The sequence below is a fragment of the Treponema berlinense genome, assembly GCF_052273165.1.
GTDB classification, from domain to species: Bacteria; Spirochaetota; Spirochaetia; order Treponematales; family Treponemataceae; genus Treponema_D; species Treponema_D berlinense_A.
Genome location: NZ_DAVZIU010000001.1, coordinates 110,497 through 127,225 on the forward strand (window position 1 = coordinate 110,497; position 16,729 = coordinate 127,225).

General features: G+C 40.0%; 16 protein-coding genes. 9 read left to right on the plus strand and 7 right to left on the minus strand.

Features of this window, described 5'->3' with window-relative positions; genetic code table 11:
- Nucleotide 1 precedes the first annotated feature (1 nt).
- The 8 genes from ACT6XC_RS00495 (at nt 2) to ACT6XC_RS00530 (ending at nt 8,874) form a co-directional block, all read left to right on the plus strand.
- A complete protein-coding gene (locus ACT6XC_RS00495) occupies nt 2-1,810 on the plus strand; it encodes an ABC transporter ATP-binding protein (RefSeq protein ID WP_443740459.1) in 1,809 nt (602 codons plus the stop codon).
- 132 nt (nt 1,811-1,942) lie between these two features.
- Entirely contained in the window at nt 1,943-2,356 is a 414-nt protein-coding gene (locus ACT6XC_RS00500; RefSeq protein WP_443738541.1) for a Fur family transcriptional regulator, read from the plus strand.
- Complete coding sequence (locus ACT6XC_RS00505) at nt 2,343-3,344, plus strand: metal ABC transporter substrate-binding protein (protein WP_443740460.1); 1,002 nt, start codon at nt 2,343-2,345, stop codon at nt 3,342-3,344. The genes ACT6XC_RS00500 and ACT6XC_RS00505 overlap by 14 nt, the downstream gene beginning before the upstream one ends.
- A gap of 127 nt (nt 3,345-3,471) precedes the next feature.
- Nucleotides 3,472-4,194 carry a metal ABC transporter ATP-binding protein gene (locus tag ACT6XC_RS00510; protein ID WP_443740461.1) on the plus strand — a complete coding sequence of 241 codons (723 nt, stop codon included), beginning with the start codon at nt 3,472-3,474 and terminating at the stop codon, nt 4,192-4,194.
- A gap of 71 nt (nt 4,195-4,265) precedes the next feature.
- Entirely contained in the window at nt 4,266-5,096 is an 831-nt protein-coding gene (locus tag ACT6XC_RS00515; RefSeq protein WP_443738271.1) for a metal ABC transporter permease, read from the plus strand.
- Nucleotides 5,093-5,695, plus strand: a complete 603-nt coding sequence (locus ACT6XC_RS00520) for a hypothetical protein (RefSeq protein WP_443738270.1) — start codon at nt 5,093-5,095, stop codon at nt 5,693-5,695. Before ACT6XC_RS00515 ends, ACT6XC_RS00520 begins: the two co-directional genes overlap by 4 nt.
- An 83-nt stretch (nt 5,696-5,778) precedes the next feature.
- Nucleotides 5,779-6,621, plus strand: coding sequence for a 5-dehydro-4-deoxy-D-glucuronate isomerase (gene kduI / locus ACT6XC_RS00525; protein WP_288516413.1), 843 nt, complete (start codon nt 5,779-5,781; stop codon nt 6,619-6,621).
- Between the two features lie 171 nt (nt 6,622-6,792).
- A complete protein-coding gene (locus ACT6XC_RS00530; RefSeq protein WP_443740462.1) occupies nt 6,793-8,874 on the plus strand; it encodes a glutamine synthetase III family protein in 2,082 nt (693 codons plus the stop codon).
- Between the two features lie 200 nt (nt 8,875-9,074).
- Here ACT6XC_RS00530 and purD read toward each other — a convergent pair whose 3' ends face one another.
- A complete protein-coding gene (gene purD, locus ACT6XC_RS00535; RefSeq protein ID WP_443740463.1) occupies nt 9,075-10,367 on the minus strand; it encodes a phosphoribosylamine--glycine ligase in 1,293 nt (430 codons plus the stop codon).
- Between the two features lie 248 nt (nt 10,368-10,615).
- On the opposite strand from purD, the gene ACT6XC_RS00540 reads away from it, so the two are divergent.
- Nucleotides 10,616-11,074, plus strand: coding sequence for a hypothetical protein (locus ACT6XC_RS00540; protein ID WP_443740464.1), 459 nt, complete (start codon nt 10,616-10,618; stop codon nt 11,072-11,074).
- A gap of 124 nt (nt 11,075-11,198) precedes the next feature.
- On the opposite strand, the gene ACT6XC_RS00545 is transcribed toward ACT6XC_RS00540, so the two are convergent.
- The 6 genes from ACT6XC_RS00545 to ACT6XC_RS00570 all read right to left on the minus strand — a co-directional run bounded on the left by ACT6XC_RS00545 (nt 11,199) and on the right by ACT6XC_RS00570 (nt 16,586).
- Nucleotides 11,199-12,059, minus strand: coding sequence for a flagellin N-terminal helical domain-containing protein (locus ACT6XC_RS00545; RefSeq protein ID WP_287395886.1), 861 nt, complete (start codon nt 12,057-12,059; stop codon nt 11,199-11,201).
- 244 nt (nt 12,060-12,303) lie between these two features.
- The gene (recR, locus tag ACT6XC_RS00550) at nt 12,304-12,891 is read right to left on the minus strand and encodes a recombination mediator RecR (protein WP_443740465.1); all 588 of its coding nucleotides are present in this window, start codon (nt 12,889-12,891) and stop codon (nt 12,304-12,306) included.
- Nucleotides 12,892-12,893: 2 nt separating this feature from the next.
- Entirely contained in the window at nt 12,894-13,190 is a 297-nt protein-coding gene (locus ACT6XC_RS00555) for a YbaB/EbfC family nucleoid-associated protein (protein WP_078931019.1), read from the minus strand.
- Nucleotides 13,177-15,087, minus strand: a complete 1,911-nt coding sequence (dnaX, locus tag ACT6XC_RS00560; protein ID WP_443740466.1) for a DNA polymerase III subunit gamma/tau — start codon at nt 15,085-15,087, stop codon at nt 13,177-13,179. Before dnaX ends, ACT6XC_RS00555 begins: the two co-directional genes overlap by 14 nt.
- Nucleotides 15,088-15,165: 78 nt before the next feature.
- Entirely contained in the window at nt 15,166-15,942 is a 777-nt protein-coding gene (locus ACT6XC_RS00565) for a TPM domain-containing protein (protein ID WP_443740467.1), read from the minus strand.
- Nucleotides 15,943-15,965: 23 nt separating this feature from the next.
- Nucleotides 15,966-16,586: a LemA family protein gene (locus ACT6XC_RS00570; protein WP_443738263.1), complete on the minus strand. Its 621-nt coding sequence runs from the start codon at nt 16,584-16,586 to the stop codon at nt 15,966-15,968.
- Nucleotides 16,587-16,729: the final 143 nt, after the last annotated feature.

Consider the following 16,729-nt stretch of genomic DNA (forward strand, 5'->3'; position numbering starts at 1 on the left):
AATGGCTAAAAATAGAAAATCTGCGGTTTTGCCGTTAAGTTTTAGAGATGTAAAAAAAAGTGAATACAAACTGTTTTTTTCGTATTTTAAGCCACACAAATGGCTCTTTTTTGCGGATTTGTTCTGTGCAGTTTTTGTTGCCGCTGTTGATGTTGTTTTTCCGGTAATTTCAAGATTCACATTGAATAACGTTTTGCCACAATATTTAAATTCTGCCGATAATTCCGTTCAGCGGACTGTAATTTTTACTTTTTTTTCGATAATCGCGCTCTGTTTGTTAATGTGCGTTTTGCGGACTGTTGCGCAATGGTTTATTACATTTTTTGGACATGTTTTTGGTGTTGCCGTCGAAAAAGATATGAGGCGCGATATTTTTGAACATATCGAAAAGCAGTCATTTTCTTTTTTTGACAAAAATCGTACTGGTCAACTTATGAGCCGCACTACAACCGATCTTTTTGAAATTTCTGAACTGGCACATCACGGACCAGAAGATTTACTGATTTCGATTTTAACGCTTTTTGGCGCATTTTTTGTAATGTTTTCAATTCGCTGGCAACTTGCGGTAATTGTTTTTGTAACCTTGCCACTTCTTATTTTTGCGGTTTATTCGAGCCGAAAAAATCTGATGGGTTCTTCTAGTCTTGTAAAAGGAAAAACTGCGGAAATCAACTCGTCGGTCGAAAGTTCAATCAGCGGTGCAAGAACTACAAAAATTTTTACAAACGAAGATTACGAATTTTCAAAATTTGAAAAAAGCAATCAGAATTTTTTTGATGCAAAACGCCTTTATTACAAGGCAATGGCAGGAATGCACTCAAAAATGGAATTTGTTACTCACATTTTGAGCGTAATTATTCTGGCTGTCGGCGGATTTTATATAATGAAAGGAGAAATGACCCTCGGAGATTTGGTTGCCGCAAATATGTTTGTTGCCGCTTTTTTGCAGCCAATTCGTCGTCTTGCAAATTTTGTTGAGCAGTTTAGCACTGGAATGGCAGGTTTTATGCGTTTTTCGGAAATGATGCAGATTCACGAAGAAATGCCGGAAAAACCTGGCGCAGTTGAACTTTCCGAAAAAATTGAAAGTGTAGATTTTGAAAACGTAAGTTTTGACTATTCTGAAAATTTTCCTGTTTTAAAAAACATTTCTCTCGAAGTAAAAAAAGGCCAGACTGTTGCTTTTGTCGGACCGAGTGGTGGCGGAAAAACTACTCTCTGCAACCTTCTTGCGCGTTTTTATGAAGTTAAGGACGGTTCAATAAAAATAAACGGAATTGATATTCGTGATTACAAGTTAAAGTCTCTTCGTTCGCAAATTGGTTTTGTTCAGCAGGATGTTTTTATGTTTGCTGGAACAATAAGAGAAAATATTGCTTATGGACGGCCAGATGCGACTGAGGCAGAGATTATCGAAGCTGCAAAAGAAGCAGAAATTTATGACGACATAATGAATATGCAGAACGGTTTTGACAGCGTAATCGGTGAACGTGGAATTAAACTTTCTGGTGGACAAAAACAGCGGATAAGCATTGCGCGCGTTTTCTTAAAAAATCCTCCTGTTTTGGTTTTGGACGAAGCAACAAGCGCACTCGACAGCATTACCGAGCAAAAAATCCAAAGCGCTTTTGACAGGTTGTGCAGTGGACGCACGGCTTTTGTGATTGCGCACCGCCTGAGTACAATCAAAAATGCGGATAAAATTGCCGTTCTGGAAAACCATAAAATTGTAGAAAGTGGAACTCACGAACAGCTTTTGAATAAAAAAGGCGAATATTTTAATCTCTACACGGCTCAGGTGCGGATTTAGTTACAGTCCAGGTTTTAAAATTTCAATTTTCTCACAAATTTTTATTCTTTTTTTTGATAAATTAATGCAAAATCTTGAATAAAATTTTGCATTATGCTTAAATCAATTTGCGACTAATTCGCAAATTAAAATATGGCTAAAATCAATTATTCTACTGAACAGCGAAATTCTCTTCTTGCGTTTTTGAGCGAAAATCCCGACAAGATGTTTTCTGCAAAACAGGTTGAACTTGCCTTGAGCGGAAAAGAAATCAGCAAAAGCGCCATTTACAGAAATTTGGCGGAGTTGGAATCTGAAGGAAAAATCAAAAGATGTTCAAAACCAGGTTCAAGGGAATCTTTCTATCAGTTTTTTGATTGCAATTCCTGCCGGACACATATTCACCTTTCGTGCCAGAAATGCGGAAAAATTTTTCATCTCGATGAAGTGGCTGCGGAAAATCTTGTTACTGCTCTTGAAAAAAACACAGGATTTGAAGTGAGTCGTGGCGAAAGCACCTTGGTTGGAATTTGTAAAAGTTGTGGAGAAAAAAATGAAAATGAATAAGTTTGTCAAAGTTTTTTTTGTGGCGCTTCTTGCTCTGAGTTTTGCAGGCTGCAAAAAAAATCAAAATTCAAAAAACGCATCTGAAACAGAAAAACAAAAAATAAAGGTTGTTGCAACGATTTTTCCAGAATACGATTGGGTAAAAAACTTGATTGAAGGGAGCGACAGCGTTGAGCTTGAGCTTCTTGTAAAAAACGGAACAGACCTTCATTCTTACCAGCCGAGCACGGCCGACATTGTAAAAATTGCAAGTTCCGACCTTTTTATCTATGTTGGCGGCGAAAGTGATTTTTGGGTTTCTCAGGTGATAAAAAATTCAAACAACAAAAATCAATTTACCGTAAATCTAATGGAAATTCTTGCGCAAAATGTTAAGGAAGAAGAAACCGTAGAAGGCATGCAAAGCCATGAAGAAAATGACGGGCACGAAGACGAAATCGAATATGACGAGCATGTCTGGCTTTCTGTAAAAAATGCAAAAACCGCTGTTACAAAAATTGCAGAATATCTTGAAGTTTTGGATCTTGCAAATTCTTCTGTTTATGCAAAAAATTTGCAGAATTACCTTGAAAAACTTGATTCTCTTTCGGAGCTTGCGATTGAACTTTCCAAAAAAAATGACTTTTCTTCAAAACCTTTGATTTTTTGCGACCGTTTTCCGTTCCGTTACATGACCGACGAGCTTGGAGCAAAATATTTTGCTGCTTTTTCTGGATGTTCGGCAGAAACGGAAGCAAGTTTTGAAACGGTTGCCTTTCTTTCAAAAAAGGTTCAGGAATTTGAAGAACCGAAGGTTTTTGTGACTGAAAATTCTGACAAAAAAATTGCAAAAACTGTAATAAAAAATGCTGGTTTTGACGGAAAATGCGAAATTTTTGTAATCGATTCCATGCAGTCTGCGACTTTTGAGCAGATAAAAGCTGGAAAAAATTATATCGACGTTATGAAGGAAAATTACGAAAAATTAAATTTTTTCGGAAAGGAGTGAATGCGTTAGCGCTGGTAGCCCCGAAGTTGCGTGGCGATGAGCCGTGCAATGAGCCGCGTTTGCGGCGAAGGGCGGACATAGCGGCCCGAAACGGAGCGTAGCGAAGTGGAGGGAAACGCCCGGAATTATGGCACAGTTAATTTGCAAAAACCTTGTTTTAGGCTATGAATCAAAAATCATAATAAAAAATCTGTCTTTCAAGATAAATTCTGGCGACTATCTTTGCATTGTCGGCGAAAATGGTTCTGGAAAATCGACCTTGATGAAGGCAATTCTTGGACTTTTAAAACCGATTTCTGGAACAATCGAAACTGGAGACGGACTTTTGGCGGACGAAATTGGATATTTGCCGCAACAGACTTTTGTTCAGAGGGATTTTCCAGCTAGCGTCTGGGAAATAGTTCTTTCTGGCTGTCAGAGCCGTTGCGGTTGTCGTCCGTTTTATAAAAGAGAAGAAAAAAAACTCGCCATGAAAAATATGGAAAAAATGGGAGTTGCTCATCTTGCGCGCCGGTGTTACCGTGAACTTTCAGGCGGACAGCAACAGAGAGTTCTTCTTGCTAGGGCATTGTGCGCCACACAAAAAATGCTTTTGCTCGACGAACCTGTAAGCGCGCTTGACCCAGGAGCACAGGAAGAAATGTACAAGCTTATCGAAAATCTGCATAAAAGTGGAATAACGGTCATTATGATAAGCCACGATATAGACGCTTCGCTTCGCTTCGCAACCCACGTTCTGCATATTGGAAAAGAACTTTTTTTTGGAACAAAGGCCGAATTTGTGCATAAATCGACCTGCCCAGATTGCAACGGACAGATAAAGCGAATTATGGGAGTAAAACTTTTGTAAATTTTGTAACTTTTGTAAAAAGCAAAGTTTCAACTTATCTAAATTGATTTTTTAATTTTGGAGACAATTTTATGTCCACTTTAATCCATTATTTTAGTTTTTCGTTTGTGCAGTATGCGTTTATCGTCGGAGTTTTGATTTCGCTTTGTTCAAGCCTGCTCGGCGTAACTTTGGTTTTAAAACGGTTCAGTTTTATTGGCGACGGATTGAGCCATGTTGCGTTTGGAGCCATGGCGATTGCAGCGGTTCTTAATTTGTCGAACAACATGTATCTTGTCCTGCCATTTACCGTCATAGCCGCAATTCTCCTCCTGCGCACTGGAAAAAACACAAAAATTCAGGGTGATGCCGCAATTGCTGTCATAAGCGTTTCATCTCTTGCTCTCGGCTATCTTCTAATGAATATTTTTAGTTCGTCCGCAAACCTTGCTGGCGACGTCTGTTCTACGCTTTTTGGTTCAACTTCGATTTTGACGCTTACAAAAGCAGAAGTTTATCTGTGCGTAATTCTCTCGATTGCCGTAATTACCGCATTTATCGTCTTTTACAACAAAATCTTCGCCGTAACCTTTGACGAAAATTTTGCTCAGGCGGTCGGAACTCACGCAAGTCTTTACAATCTGGTAATTGCCGTTATAATCGCCATAATAATCGTACTTGCAATGAATCTTGTCGGCTCACTTTTAATCAGCGCTCTGGTAATTTTTCCGGCACTTTCGGCAATGCGCGTTTTGAGAAGCTTTAAAAGCGTAATAATTTGCAGTGCGGCAGTTTCTGTTGTATGTTCAGTTTCTGGACTTTTAATTTCAATTCTGGCAGGAACTCCAGTCGGCTCAACAATTGTTGCGGTCAATCTTTTTGTTTTTGTCGTATTTTCGGTTGCGGGGAAATTTCTAAAATGAAAAATTATTCTTTGTTTAAAAATTTTTTTGGCGAGCCGGCAGAAAATCTGCCGTCAGGCCATTCGCAGTTTCATTCAAAAATGGCTTTTTTGCCATTTTTGAACGCCTTCGGCGCTGCTGCTGTCCTTCTCGCGTTAGCCTTAACCTTTGCTTCGTGTACAAAAAATTCAACTTTGCCGAAAACTTCCGATTTGAGCGAAAGTCTTGTTTTAGAAGAAAATTCAATTCAGCAAAAAAATCAGGAGCAACCAGAAAAAAATGCCGATTTTTCAGTAGATTTTGATCTTACAAAAATGAACGCAAATATGGTTTATGCCCAAGTTTTTAATCTTATGCTTGAACCGCAAAAATTCGGCGGAAAAACTTTTAAAATAAAAGGAAACTTTATAAAAGTAAACGGTCCAGACGGTCAGCCTTCTTATGCGGTAATCATAAAAGATGCCCTTGCCTGCTGTCAGCAAGGTCTTGAGTTCAAGTATGATTTTTCTGGAAAGGAGCCGGTTATGGATCAGGAAATTACTGTAATCGGAAAATACACTCTTACAGAAACTCCCGACGGTTTTAGCCACAATTATCTTACTGCGCAAACTTGTGATTGACTTTTTACAATGGAAGAATAAACTTATTAAAGTGCACGAAGTGCGATTTTAATTTTATAAAATTTTATTAAATGGAGAAAAAGATGGATATTCGCTATTCAACTGGAAAAGAACCTTTTAAAACAATGACAACAGAAGAACTCCGCAAAGAGTTTTTGATTTCTAATATTTTTGTAAAAAATGATGTAAGCGCTGTTTACAGCCACATTGATCGCATTGTAACTCTTGGAGCAATGCCTGTAGATAAGAAAGTTAAATTGGACAAAAATATTGATCCAATGAAAGATTTTGGAGTTGACTTTTTCCTCCAGCGTCGTGAGCTTGGAATGATTAACATTGGCGGTGACGGAATTGTTGTTGCTGATGGTGTTGAATACAAAGTAAATCATTACGACGCTCTTTATCTTGGAGCCGGAACAAAAGACGTTGTTCTCGAAAGCGTAGACAAGAAAAATCCTGCAAAATTCTATATGAACTCAGTTCCTGCTCATGTTTCTTACCCAAGTCGCGTAATCACTTACGAACAGGCAAACCACGTGCACGCAGGTTCTGCCGCAGAATCAAACGATCGCACAATCAACCAGTACATTCACCCGGATATTTTGGAAACATGTCAGCTTTCGATGGGAATGACTCATCTGGAAACTGGTTCGGTTTGGAACACAATGCCGGCTCATACACACGAACGCCGTATGGAAGTTTATTTCTATTTTGATTTGCCAGAAGATCAGGTTTTGTTCCATTTTATGGGCGAACCACAGGAAACTCGCCATATGGTAATGCACAACGACGAAGCCGTAATCAACCCTTCATGGTCAATCCATTCAGGTTGCGGAACAAGCAATTACACATTCATTTGGTCAATGGGTGGCGAAAACCGCACATACACAGACCAGGACTGGATTCGTACAACAGATTTGCGTTAGTAAAAAAACTGAACGTAAAAAAAGATTAAATTATTAGAAAGCCCAGACTTTTTGAAAGAAAATTCAAATTAGTTTGGGCTTTTTTTGCGCGCAGTTTAAATAAAAACGAAAAATTGATATACTTTTGTGCAAAATTACAAATGCTCCGCGGTTGCGGACAGTGAGGGTGGTATGATTAACGTTCCTGAAATGTTTGCGTGCATGGTTTTTAATGAAAGCGAAATGAAAAAAAGGCTTTCTGCGAATATTTATGCTTCTTTAAAAAAAACCATGGTAGAAGGCTGCCCGCTTGAACTCGGTGTTGCAAACGAAGTTGCCAATGCTATGAAAGACTGGGCTATTGAAAAAGGCGCAACCCATTATTCGCACTGGTTTCAGCCTTTGACAGGAATTACTGCCGAAAAACACGACAGCTTTTTGACGCCTGCAGCTGAAGGCAAAATTATCATGAGTTTTAGTGGAAAAGAACTTATAAAAGGTGAACCAGATGCCTCATCGTTTCCGAGTGGCGGTTATCGTTCAACTTTTGAAGCCCGCGGTTACACTGTTTGGGATCCAACTTCCTTTCCGTTTGTAAAAGACCATACTCTTTGTATTCCAACCGCTTTTTGCTCTTACAACGGCGAAGCCCTCGACAAAAAAACTCCGCTTTTGCGTTCTATGGAAAGCTTAAACCGCCAGTCCCTCCGGATTTTAAGGCTTTTCGGAAATTCCGCTAAGCACGTAACGACGACAATGGGACCTGAGCAGGAATATTTTTTGGTTGACGAAAAACTTTATGCCAAAAGACGCGATTTGAAGATGACAGGCAGAACTCTTTTTGGCGCTCATCCTGTAAAAGGACAGGAAATGGACGACCAATATTTTGCCGCAATTAAGCCACGCGTAATCGAATATATGGAAGATTTGAACGAAGAATTGTGGAAACTCGGAATTTACGCAAAAACCGAACACAACGAAGCCGCTCCAGCTCAGCACGAAATGGCTCCGATATTTACAACTTCCAATCTCGCCGCAGACCAAAACCAGCTTACAATGGAAGTTATGAAAAAAGTTGCGCGCCGTCACGGTTTAATCTGCCTTTTGCACGAAAAACCTTTTGAAGGCGTAAATGGCAGCGGAAAGCATAACAACTGGTCAATTGCCACCGATTCCGGCGAAAACCTTTTTTCTCCAGGAACAACGCCAATGGAAAATGCGCAGTTTTTGCTCTTTTTGACAGCGGTTATAAAGGCTGTAGATGATCATCAGGATTTGCTGCGTGCGATTGTTGCAAGTGCCGGAAACGATCACCGTCTTGGAGCAAACGAAGCACCTCCGGCAATCATGTCGATTTATGTCGGCGACGAACTTGAAGCAATTTTAAAAGCAATTAAGGACGGCAAGACTTACACTGGAAACGGAAGCAAAAAAATGTCGATTGGCGTAGACGTTTTGCCTGCAATTCCAAAGGATTCGACAGACCGCAACAGAACTTCGCCATTTGCCTTTACAGGAAACCGCTTTGAATTCCGCTCAGTAGGTTCAAACCTGTCAATTTCCGGTCCAAACACGATATTAAACGCAATTCTTGCATCTTCCCTCTCAAAATTTGCAGACGAACTCGAAAAAGCCGAAAATTTTGACAAAGAACTGCAAAATCTCATTAAACGCGAAATCACCGCTCACTGGAGAATTTTGTTCAACGGAAACGGTTACGGCGAAGAATGGATAAAAGAAGCCGAAAAACGCGGACTTAAAAATTTCCGCACAACTCCTGACGCCATGGCTCATTATCTGGACAAAAAAAACATAGAACTTTTTGAACAGATAGGAATTTATTCTGAAGTTGAAATGAAAAGCCACTATGACGTAAAACTTGAAAAATACTGTCAGATTTTGAACATTGAAGTTGAAACAATGATTGAAATGGTAAACAAAGACATTGAACCTTCTGCCCTTAATTTCCTGAACAAACTTACGGACACATATTCAAAAATGCCGGCAGACCTTCCGTTTGAATATGGCAAAAATCAGATAAAAAAAGTGTCTGCTCTTTTGAACGAACTTGAGCAAAAAAAGCAAAAACTCGACGAACTGCACATTCAGGCACAGAAAAAAACTGAGCTTATGGAAAAATCCCAGGATTATGCAAAAAAAATCCTTCCTGCAATGGAAGATTTGCGCTCGAGCGGAGACTTGCTCGAAGAACTTTTGGGTCAGGAATACAAACCTTATCCAAGTTACGAAGATTTGCTTTTTAGTGTTCAATAAAAAACGGGTGTTCCCGAAGGCTTTGCCTTCGGTCGCTACGTCCATGGTTCGCTGCGCTCATTCCTGCGCCTTGCTCCGGAACGCGCCTTCGGCGCGCCATTCCCATCGCTAACACAAAAAAAAGACTGTCAGATAAAATATTGCGTTTGATCAGGACAGTCTTTTTTATTTTATATTATTTTGTCACAAAAATTTGCTTTTTAGTTTGATTCTGCTGCTCCCGGAAGACCAATATCTTTTCTATAGAACATTCCTTCAAATTTTATGCCTTCGAGCGCAGAATATGCTTTTTTCCAAGCTTCGTCAAAGTTTGAGCCGTGAGCTGAGCAGGCAAGAACGCGTCCTCCGTTTGTAACGAGGGCATTATTTTCATTTTTTATAGCGCCAGCAACAAAAACTTTAGCACCGTTTTCGTTGATTTTTGCCGAATCAACAGAAATTTCTTTTCCTTTTTGATATTTGAGAGGATAACCGCCACTAACCGCAACAGGCGCAACCTGAAATCCTTTTTTCCATTGAAGGCTAAAGTCAGAAAGAGTTTCACCTGTAATTGCAAGACAAAGGTCAGCAAAATCAAAATCCATCATCGGCAAAACAGCCTGAGTTTCCGGATCTCCTAAGCGAACATTGTATTCAAGAGCTTTTGGACCATCTTTTGTGAGCATAAGTCCAAAGAAAATAAACCCACGGTAGTCCATTTTTTCTTCGATTAAACCGCGCAATGTTGGCTCAAGAATTTTTTTCTGGAAGGCATCCATTGTCTGTTCGGTAACATCCTGTGGAGGACAGATAGCGCCCATTCCTCCAGTATTTGGACCTTTTGCACCGTCGAGCAGACGCTTGTGGTCGCGGGCTGGTAAAAAAGCCTTTATGCAGGCCTTGTTTGTCTTTGCAGAATTTTCCGTAACGCTTACAGCCGCAAGAACCGAAATTTCAACGCCCTGCAAATAATCTTCGATTACGAGTTTTTTTCCAGCATCGCCAAATTCACCGTCCATCATGTCATTTACCGCTTTGAGGGCTTCATCAACGGTTTTTGCAACAACAACGCCTTTTCCAGCAGCCAGACCGTCAGCTTTTACAACGATTGGAGCGCCATGCTTTTTAACATATTCGAGAGCGCTTTCTTTATCTGTAAAAGTTTTTGAAGCAGCGCAGGCAACGCCATATTTTTCCATAAAAACTTTAGAAAGATCTTTTGAAGCTTCGAGTGCGGCACCTTGTTTTTTAGGACCAACTGTCGGAATTCCTGCTGCCCAAAGTTTATCAGCGATTCCTTCTGAGAGAGGATCTTCCGGACCAACAACGGCAAAATCAACTTTTTCATTTTTTGAAATTTCAACAGCATCGCCATTCATATTTTTGCATTTTGCTTCGTCGGCAGTTCCGCCGTTTCCAGGAACACAGATAACTTCTTCAATTTTTGAACTCTGCGCTAATTTCCAGGCGATTGTGTGTTCACGTCCGCCACTTCCAATAACAAGTGCTTTCATAAAAAATCCTCAATAAATTCAAAAAATTCAAAAAATCGCTACAAGATTTTTCGGAATGTCCTTATACTATAGCGAAAAAAACGATTTTTGTCAGACTTTGGACGAAATTTTATCGTCTAACCGGTGTTTCGGCGTTGTCATTCAAAATAAAATCAGACTGATTTTATTTTGAACGCCTTTGGCGCGCCTACACCCCGGCGTAAGTTTTTCGGAAGATAAAAAATTTGTTTTTATGTTAGAATAATTTTATGAAAGATTTTTTTACTTTTTTTGCACTTTTTTCTGTTGCAACAATTCTGTTTTTTTTGCTACGCGGACTTTACTTAAAAAATTTGTCTATTCAAAACAAAAAAAATGCCGTCAAAAATTTAAGAAAACAAAAAACTGCAAATGGTGGCTTGGGTTTTGTTCGCTGTCCTTTGTGCAATACTCCTCTTGCTTCTGGAGAAGACTTATTTAGCCGGATTTTTAGACCCATGACGGTTTCTGACCAGCGAATGTACGTTTTAGGTTGCCCTCATTGCTATTCGGACAAAAAAAACGGCATCAAGAGAATTTGCCCGGTTTGCCGGAAAAATGTTCCTGTAGAAAGTTACTTAATTGCAAGGCTTTTTAATAAAACCAGCGACCACAAAAAACACGTAATTATAACCGGCTGTCCGTCCTGTTGTGGTCCAAAAAAAATTGATAAATATTGCCTTAAATAAAAAAAACTGCCCTTTACGAAAAGTCTAGTGTAAAACTTCAAACTTTTCAGGACAGTTTTTTCTGTGGACAATCCAAGATTAAGCAAAAGCTTTTTTGGACTGTTCAAATATTCTAACCCTAAACCTAGCGCAGCAAGCTGAGTACGTTCTGTGAACTCTGGTTTGCCTGAGCCAGCATAGCAGTTCCAGCCTGTGTAAGAACCTGGTTCTTTGTAAAGTCAACCATTTCTTTTGCCATGTCTGTATCGCGGATGCGAGATTCAGAAGCCTGAAGGTTTTCAGCGCCAATGTCCAAACCAACAACAGTCTTTTCGAGACGGTTCTGGTAAGCACCGAGGTCAGCGCGCTGTTTGTTAATCTTTTTGAGTGCTTCGTCGAGAGTTCCGATTGCGCGGTTAGCATCATCTGGACCTGCAAGAGTAAGAATTTCTTCTGAACCGATGTTGCGGAGTCCGAGAGCTGCTGCTGACATTGTTCCAACAAAAACCTGAGTTCTCTGATCCATGTTTGCGCCAATGTGGAACCACATTGAACCTGTAACTGTATTTTCGCCTGTTGGTTTTGCAAAACGTCCTGTGAGCATGTTCATACCGTTGAACTGTGCCTGAGAAGCGATGCGGTCAACTTCTGCAACGAGCTGACTTACTTCAACCTGAATCTGCATGCGGTCTTCATCTGAGTAAATACCGTTTGAAGACTGTACGGCAAGTTCACGAATTCTCTGAACAATGTCAGTTGTTTCCTGCAAATATCCTTCAGTAGTCTGAATAAAAGAAATACCGTTCTGAGCGTTTGTAGAAGCCTGGTTCATACCGCGAATCTGTGCACGCATTTTTTCAGAAACTGCGAGACCAGATGCATCATCACCTGCGCGGTTGATTTTCATGCCTGATGAAAGTTTTTCCATGTTTTTTGTTGTGCTGAGTTCTGTGAGTCCTGTAGAACGATTTGCAAACTGAGCACTCATGTTGTGATTAATAACCATAATTTATCTCCTTAAAATCGCCAAGGACGGCGAGATACAAAGCACTTTGTGCTTTGTGCGATAAAAATGCACGGATGTATTTTTATCACACCTCCTTGTAAGATCTGGTTAAAATACTACAGACTTGTTTTTTGTAGGCAACGTCTTGTAGTCCCCGGGTTTACCACCCTATATATAACATATCGGAGTTTGAAAAATTGACTTTAGAAAAAAAAGAAAAAATATTAAGAATTTACAAGAAACTTTAGAAACTGCTTCTTCCGCGGAATGAACGGGCTAAGGTTAATTTGTCTATGTATTCGAGATCGCCACCGACAGGAAGCCCGCTTGCAAGTCTTGTTACTTTTACGCCAGTTGGAGCAAGAACTCTCTGGATGTACATTGCGGTCGTGTCGCCTTCTACAGTCGGGTTTGTTGCGAGTATGACTTCTTTTATTGTTTCTGATTTTACTCGTTCAACTAGGCTCGCAATGCGCAGTTGCGAAGGACCGATGCCTTCAAGCGGTGCAATAACTCCGCCCAAAACATGAAAAAGACCGTTAAATTCGCGGGAAGAGTCGATAGTGTTTACGTCCTGGGGTTGTTCGACAACGCAGATAACGCTTCTGTCGCGCAATGGATCAGAACAAATCGGACAGGGATCATTTTCTGTCCAGCTTCCGCAGATTGAGCACGGTTTTATAATTTCTTGCAGATGGTCAATTTGACTTGCAAATCTTTTTACCCACAGACTGTCTGCTTTTAAAATATAATTTACAAGTCTGGCAGCGCTTTTTTTGCCTATTCCTGGTAGCCGGGAAAAACTGTCTGTTAATTCATCAATTGCGTTCAAGATTACAGACCCATTCCGCCCATAAGTGGACCGGCTTTTTGTTTTATAAGTTCCTGAACTTTTTCGAGCGCGTCATGGTTTGCAGAAACAATCAAATCCTGAAGCATATTTACATCGCGCGGATCAACCGCAATCGGGTCGATCTTAATTGCTGTCATTTCAAGCTGACCGTTCATCGTAACTTGAACCATATTTCCGCCAGAAGAACCTGTTACGCTCAAATTTTTCAAGTCTTCACGCATTTGGTTCATTGTTCCCTGTAAATCTTTGAGATTTTTCATCAAATCAAATGGATTCATCATCTTCCTCTATTATTTCGTTGTTAAAGTTAGAATTTTCAGTATTTTCGTCTGATTCGTCATCAGTTTTTTCGATTTTTTCAGTTTTCGGCGACTCCGTGCGTTCACCTTTAGAAACAATTTGTCCTCTAAAAATTGAACACAAAAGCTGTACTTCGTAAGGCGCATTTTCCAAACTGTTTTCTTTGGACTCCTGCTTTATGCTTACTCTGAATTGCAGATTTTCGCCGTAATATTGCGAAATTATTGCAGAAATTTGAGAGGCCTGTTTTTGTAGCTGCGACTGCGTAAAATTCGAAGCAACCGTTGTTTTTACAGTGTTTCCGTCCAAAACCCATTCCGCGGTCTGAATAAGCGTTGTTGCGAGAATTGCAGTTTTTTCGCTTTTAGAAAGTTCCGAGAGAATCGTCTTTTTTAAAGCCTGCATGTCGCGGACAAATCCTACTGACTGCGGATTTTGCTCTGGAACAGAATTTTCTTGTTGTGAAAACCCCATGTTGTCAGGAGCGTAAGAACCTTCTGGCGCGTAAGTTTCAAAATCGCTAAAATTTTCGACTGACTGAGCCGCTGCTTGATCAGGCGGTTCAGCTCCGCCATTGCTAAAAGACTGGTTTTTCGCCTGTGGAGCCACTTCTGGTTCTGGAGAAATAAAAATTCTTGGTTTTTGAGGTTGAGATTGCATTTGCGACGGTTGTTGAGAGGCTTGCTGTATCCCCAAAGAAGAATTTTGTGTTAGACTGGCTGGTTGTGCATTTTGCAGTAGAACAGCCTTTGTTTTATCGATTGCAACTTTTACTTCGGCAGGCGAAACATACTGACTGAGCCAGCTCAAACGGCTGAACGCAAGTTCAAGTTCATAACGCGGACTGAGCGAATATCTTATGTCGCGGTAAAGCTGCAAAAAGATGCTTACGGCGCGTTCAATTTGAATCGAATTCCAGGCGGACAAAACCTTTGCGCTAAAACGCTCAGCGCTCTGCCCCAAAAGCGACTCTTTTGTAATTCCATTTTTTATAAGCAAAAGCGAACGTAAGTAATCTGTTGCATTTGAAATTAACTGTTCAATCGAAATTCCTGCCTGTAAAAACAAATCAAGTTTTTCGAGCGCAGATTGAGTTTTATTCTCGGCGCAATCCTCAAAAATCTCATTCAGGCGGTCAACGCCAACGAGTCCGAGTTTGTCGCGGATTTTGTCGTAGGTGATTTTATCTCCGCTAAAAGCCGCAACCTGATCAAAAAGAGTGTAGGCATCGCGCATTGAACCTGTAGATTCCCGCGCAATCCAATAAAGAGCTTCATCTTCCGCTTGAATTCCAATTTCCGAAGCAGCAAGAGCAAGCTGTTCTTTTACTTTTTCAACAGGAACTAAACGGAAATTAAACTGCTGGCACCGGCTTTTTATTGTCGCTGGAACTTTTTGAAGTTCTGTCGTTGCAAAAATAAAAATAACATACGGAGGCGGTTCTTCAATTGTTTTTAAAAGCGCATTAAATGCCGAAGTCGAAAGCATATGAACTTCGTCAATAATATAAATTTTATAACGGCAACTCTGAGGCGGAAAAAGAACCTCATCCTTGATTTGTCTTACATCGTTTACAGAAGTGTTGGAAGCACCGTCAATCTCGATAACGTCGGTACATGTGCCTTTTGTAATTTCAAGACACTGCTGACAATGTCCACAAGGAGAAGCAGTCGGACCTTCAGCGCAGTTTAGGGCTTTTGCCAGAATGCGGGCGGTTGAAGTTTTACCGCAACCTCTCGGACCCGAAAAAAGGTAGGCATGTGCAATTTTTTTAGATTGAATAGCATTACGGAAAGTTTCCGCAACAAATTCCTGACCGACAAGATCTTCAAAACGCTGAGGTCGTCGTCGGGTAGCTGTTACTTCATAAGACATAAAAAAAGAATACCTTAAAAAACGTAAATTCTCAATATCGAAGGGAAAATCATCTTAAAAAGAAAAAGTCAGATGTTTTTACCAGCCACCACTGGCTCCGCCTCCTCCAGAACGACCGCCACTGCCACCGCCGAATCCGCCACCGCCGCCAAAGCCTCCGTGTCCGTCAAAACCGCCTCCTCCGATAAAAAATCCGCCAGTTGGAGGGCGCCGGTTTCTTCCGTTTTTAGAATCAATTACGCTTCTGGAAATTATAAAAATCAAAAACAAAACCCAGATTGCAAAAGGAATCAATGCCGGAAAAATATCGTCATCGTCTTCTTCAGAAGAATCGACTTTATTTTTAATTTCTTCGTTTCCAGTTGCATAGCCTGCGATAAGGTTTATGCCTGTTTTTATTCCTTCAGAATAGTTGTCGTTTTTAAAGTCTGGTGCAATAAAATTCCGGATTATAAGTCCACATTTTGTGTCCGTTAAAACTCCTTCAAGTCCGTATCCAACTTCGATCCTTATTTTTCTCTCTTCACGGCAGACCAAAAGCAAAACACCGTTATCTTCTTTTTTTTGACCCAAGCCCCATTTTTCAAAAACAGCAGAGGCATAATCTTCTATTGTTGCGTTTGTTCCGGCAACGTTTTTCAGCGATTTTACTGTAAAAACTGCAATTTGAACGCCTGTCTGCCGGTTTATGCTTTCGAGATAAGAATTGAGTTCGGATTTTGTATTTTTGTCGATGATATTTGCGCTGTCCATAACCCATGCAGTTTGTTCAGGAATATAGACTTCTGCAAAAAGCGAAAAAGGCAAAAAAAACGCAAAAATAAACAAAAAGGACTTTAAGTTTTTTCTATTCATTTTCCAGATTCTCGAATTTTATCTTAAAACTGAACGACAGGTGCTTTTGAAGCAGTTGAATCGGCTTCAAAATATGTTTTTTTCTCAAAACCTTTTCTTTTTGCAATAATACTTTGCGGAAATTTGCGGATATAGGAATTATAAGTTTTTGCAGAATCGTTAAAGCGTTTTCTTTCGGTGGCAATTCTGTTTTCTGTTCCAGCAAGTTCATCCTGCAAGGCAAGAAAATTCTGATTCGCTTTTAATTCAGGATAATTTTCGGAAATTGCCATCAATCTTTGCAATCCAGAGCTCAATTCACCTTGAATTTTTTGATATTCTGCAAATTTTTTAGGGTCGTCTGTAATCGAAGCGTCGATATTTACGATTCCTCCTAGTTTTGAACGGGCTTCTGCAAGCTGTGTAAAAAGAGATTCTTCGTGTTTTGCATAGGCTTTTACAGAATTTACAAGGTTTGGAATAAGATCGAGTCTTCGCTGATATTGGTTTTCGACCTGGCTCCAACTGCTGGAAACATTTTCGTCCAAATCGACAATTGTATTGTAAGTTCCAATAGTAAATTTATAAATAATGCCCAAAACAATAACGACGATTGCAATAACTGTTAAAATTTTAAAAGACGATTTCTTATTTTCTTCAGACATAAACGCTCCTGTTTAAGCTGTTTCCCGACAATGCGTGAAACAAAATTTGATACAAATTTGTAACAAAAACTTTTGGATAAAAAACTGACCTTTTAGACAGAAATTTTATTCAACGTTTCTATATCAACAGAATATTTTCTGTA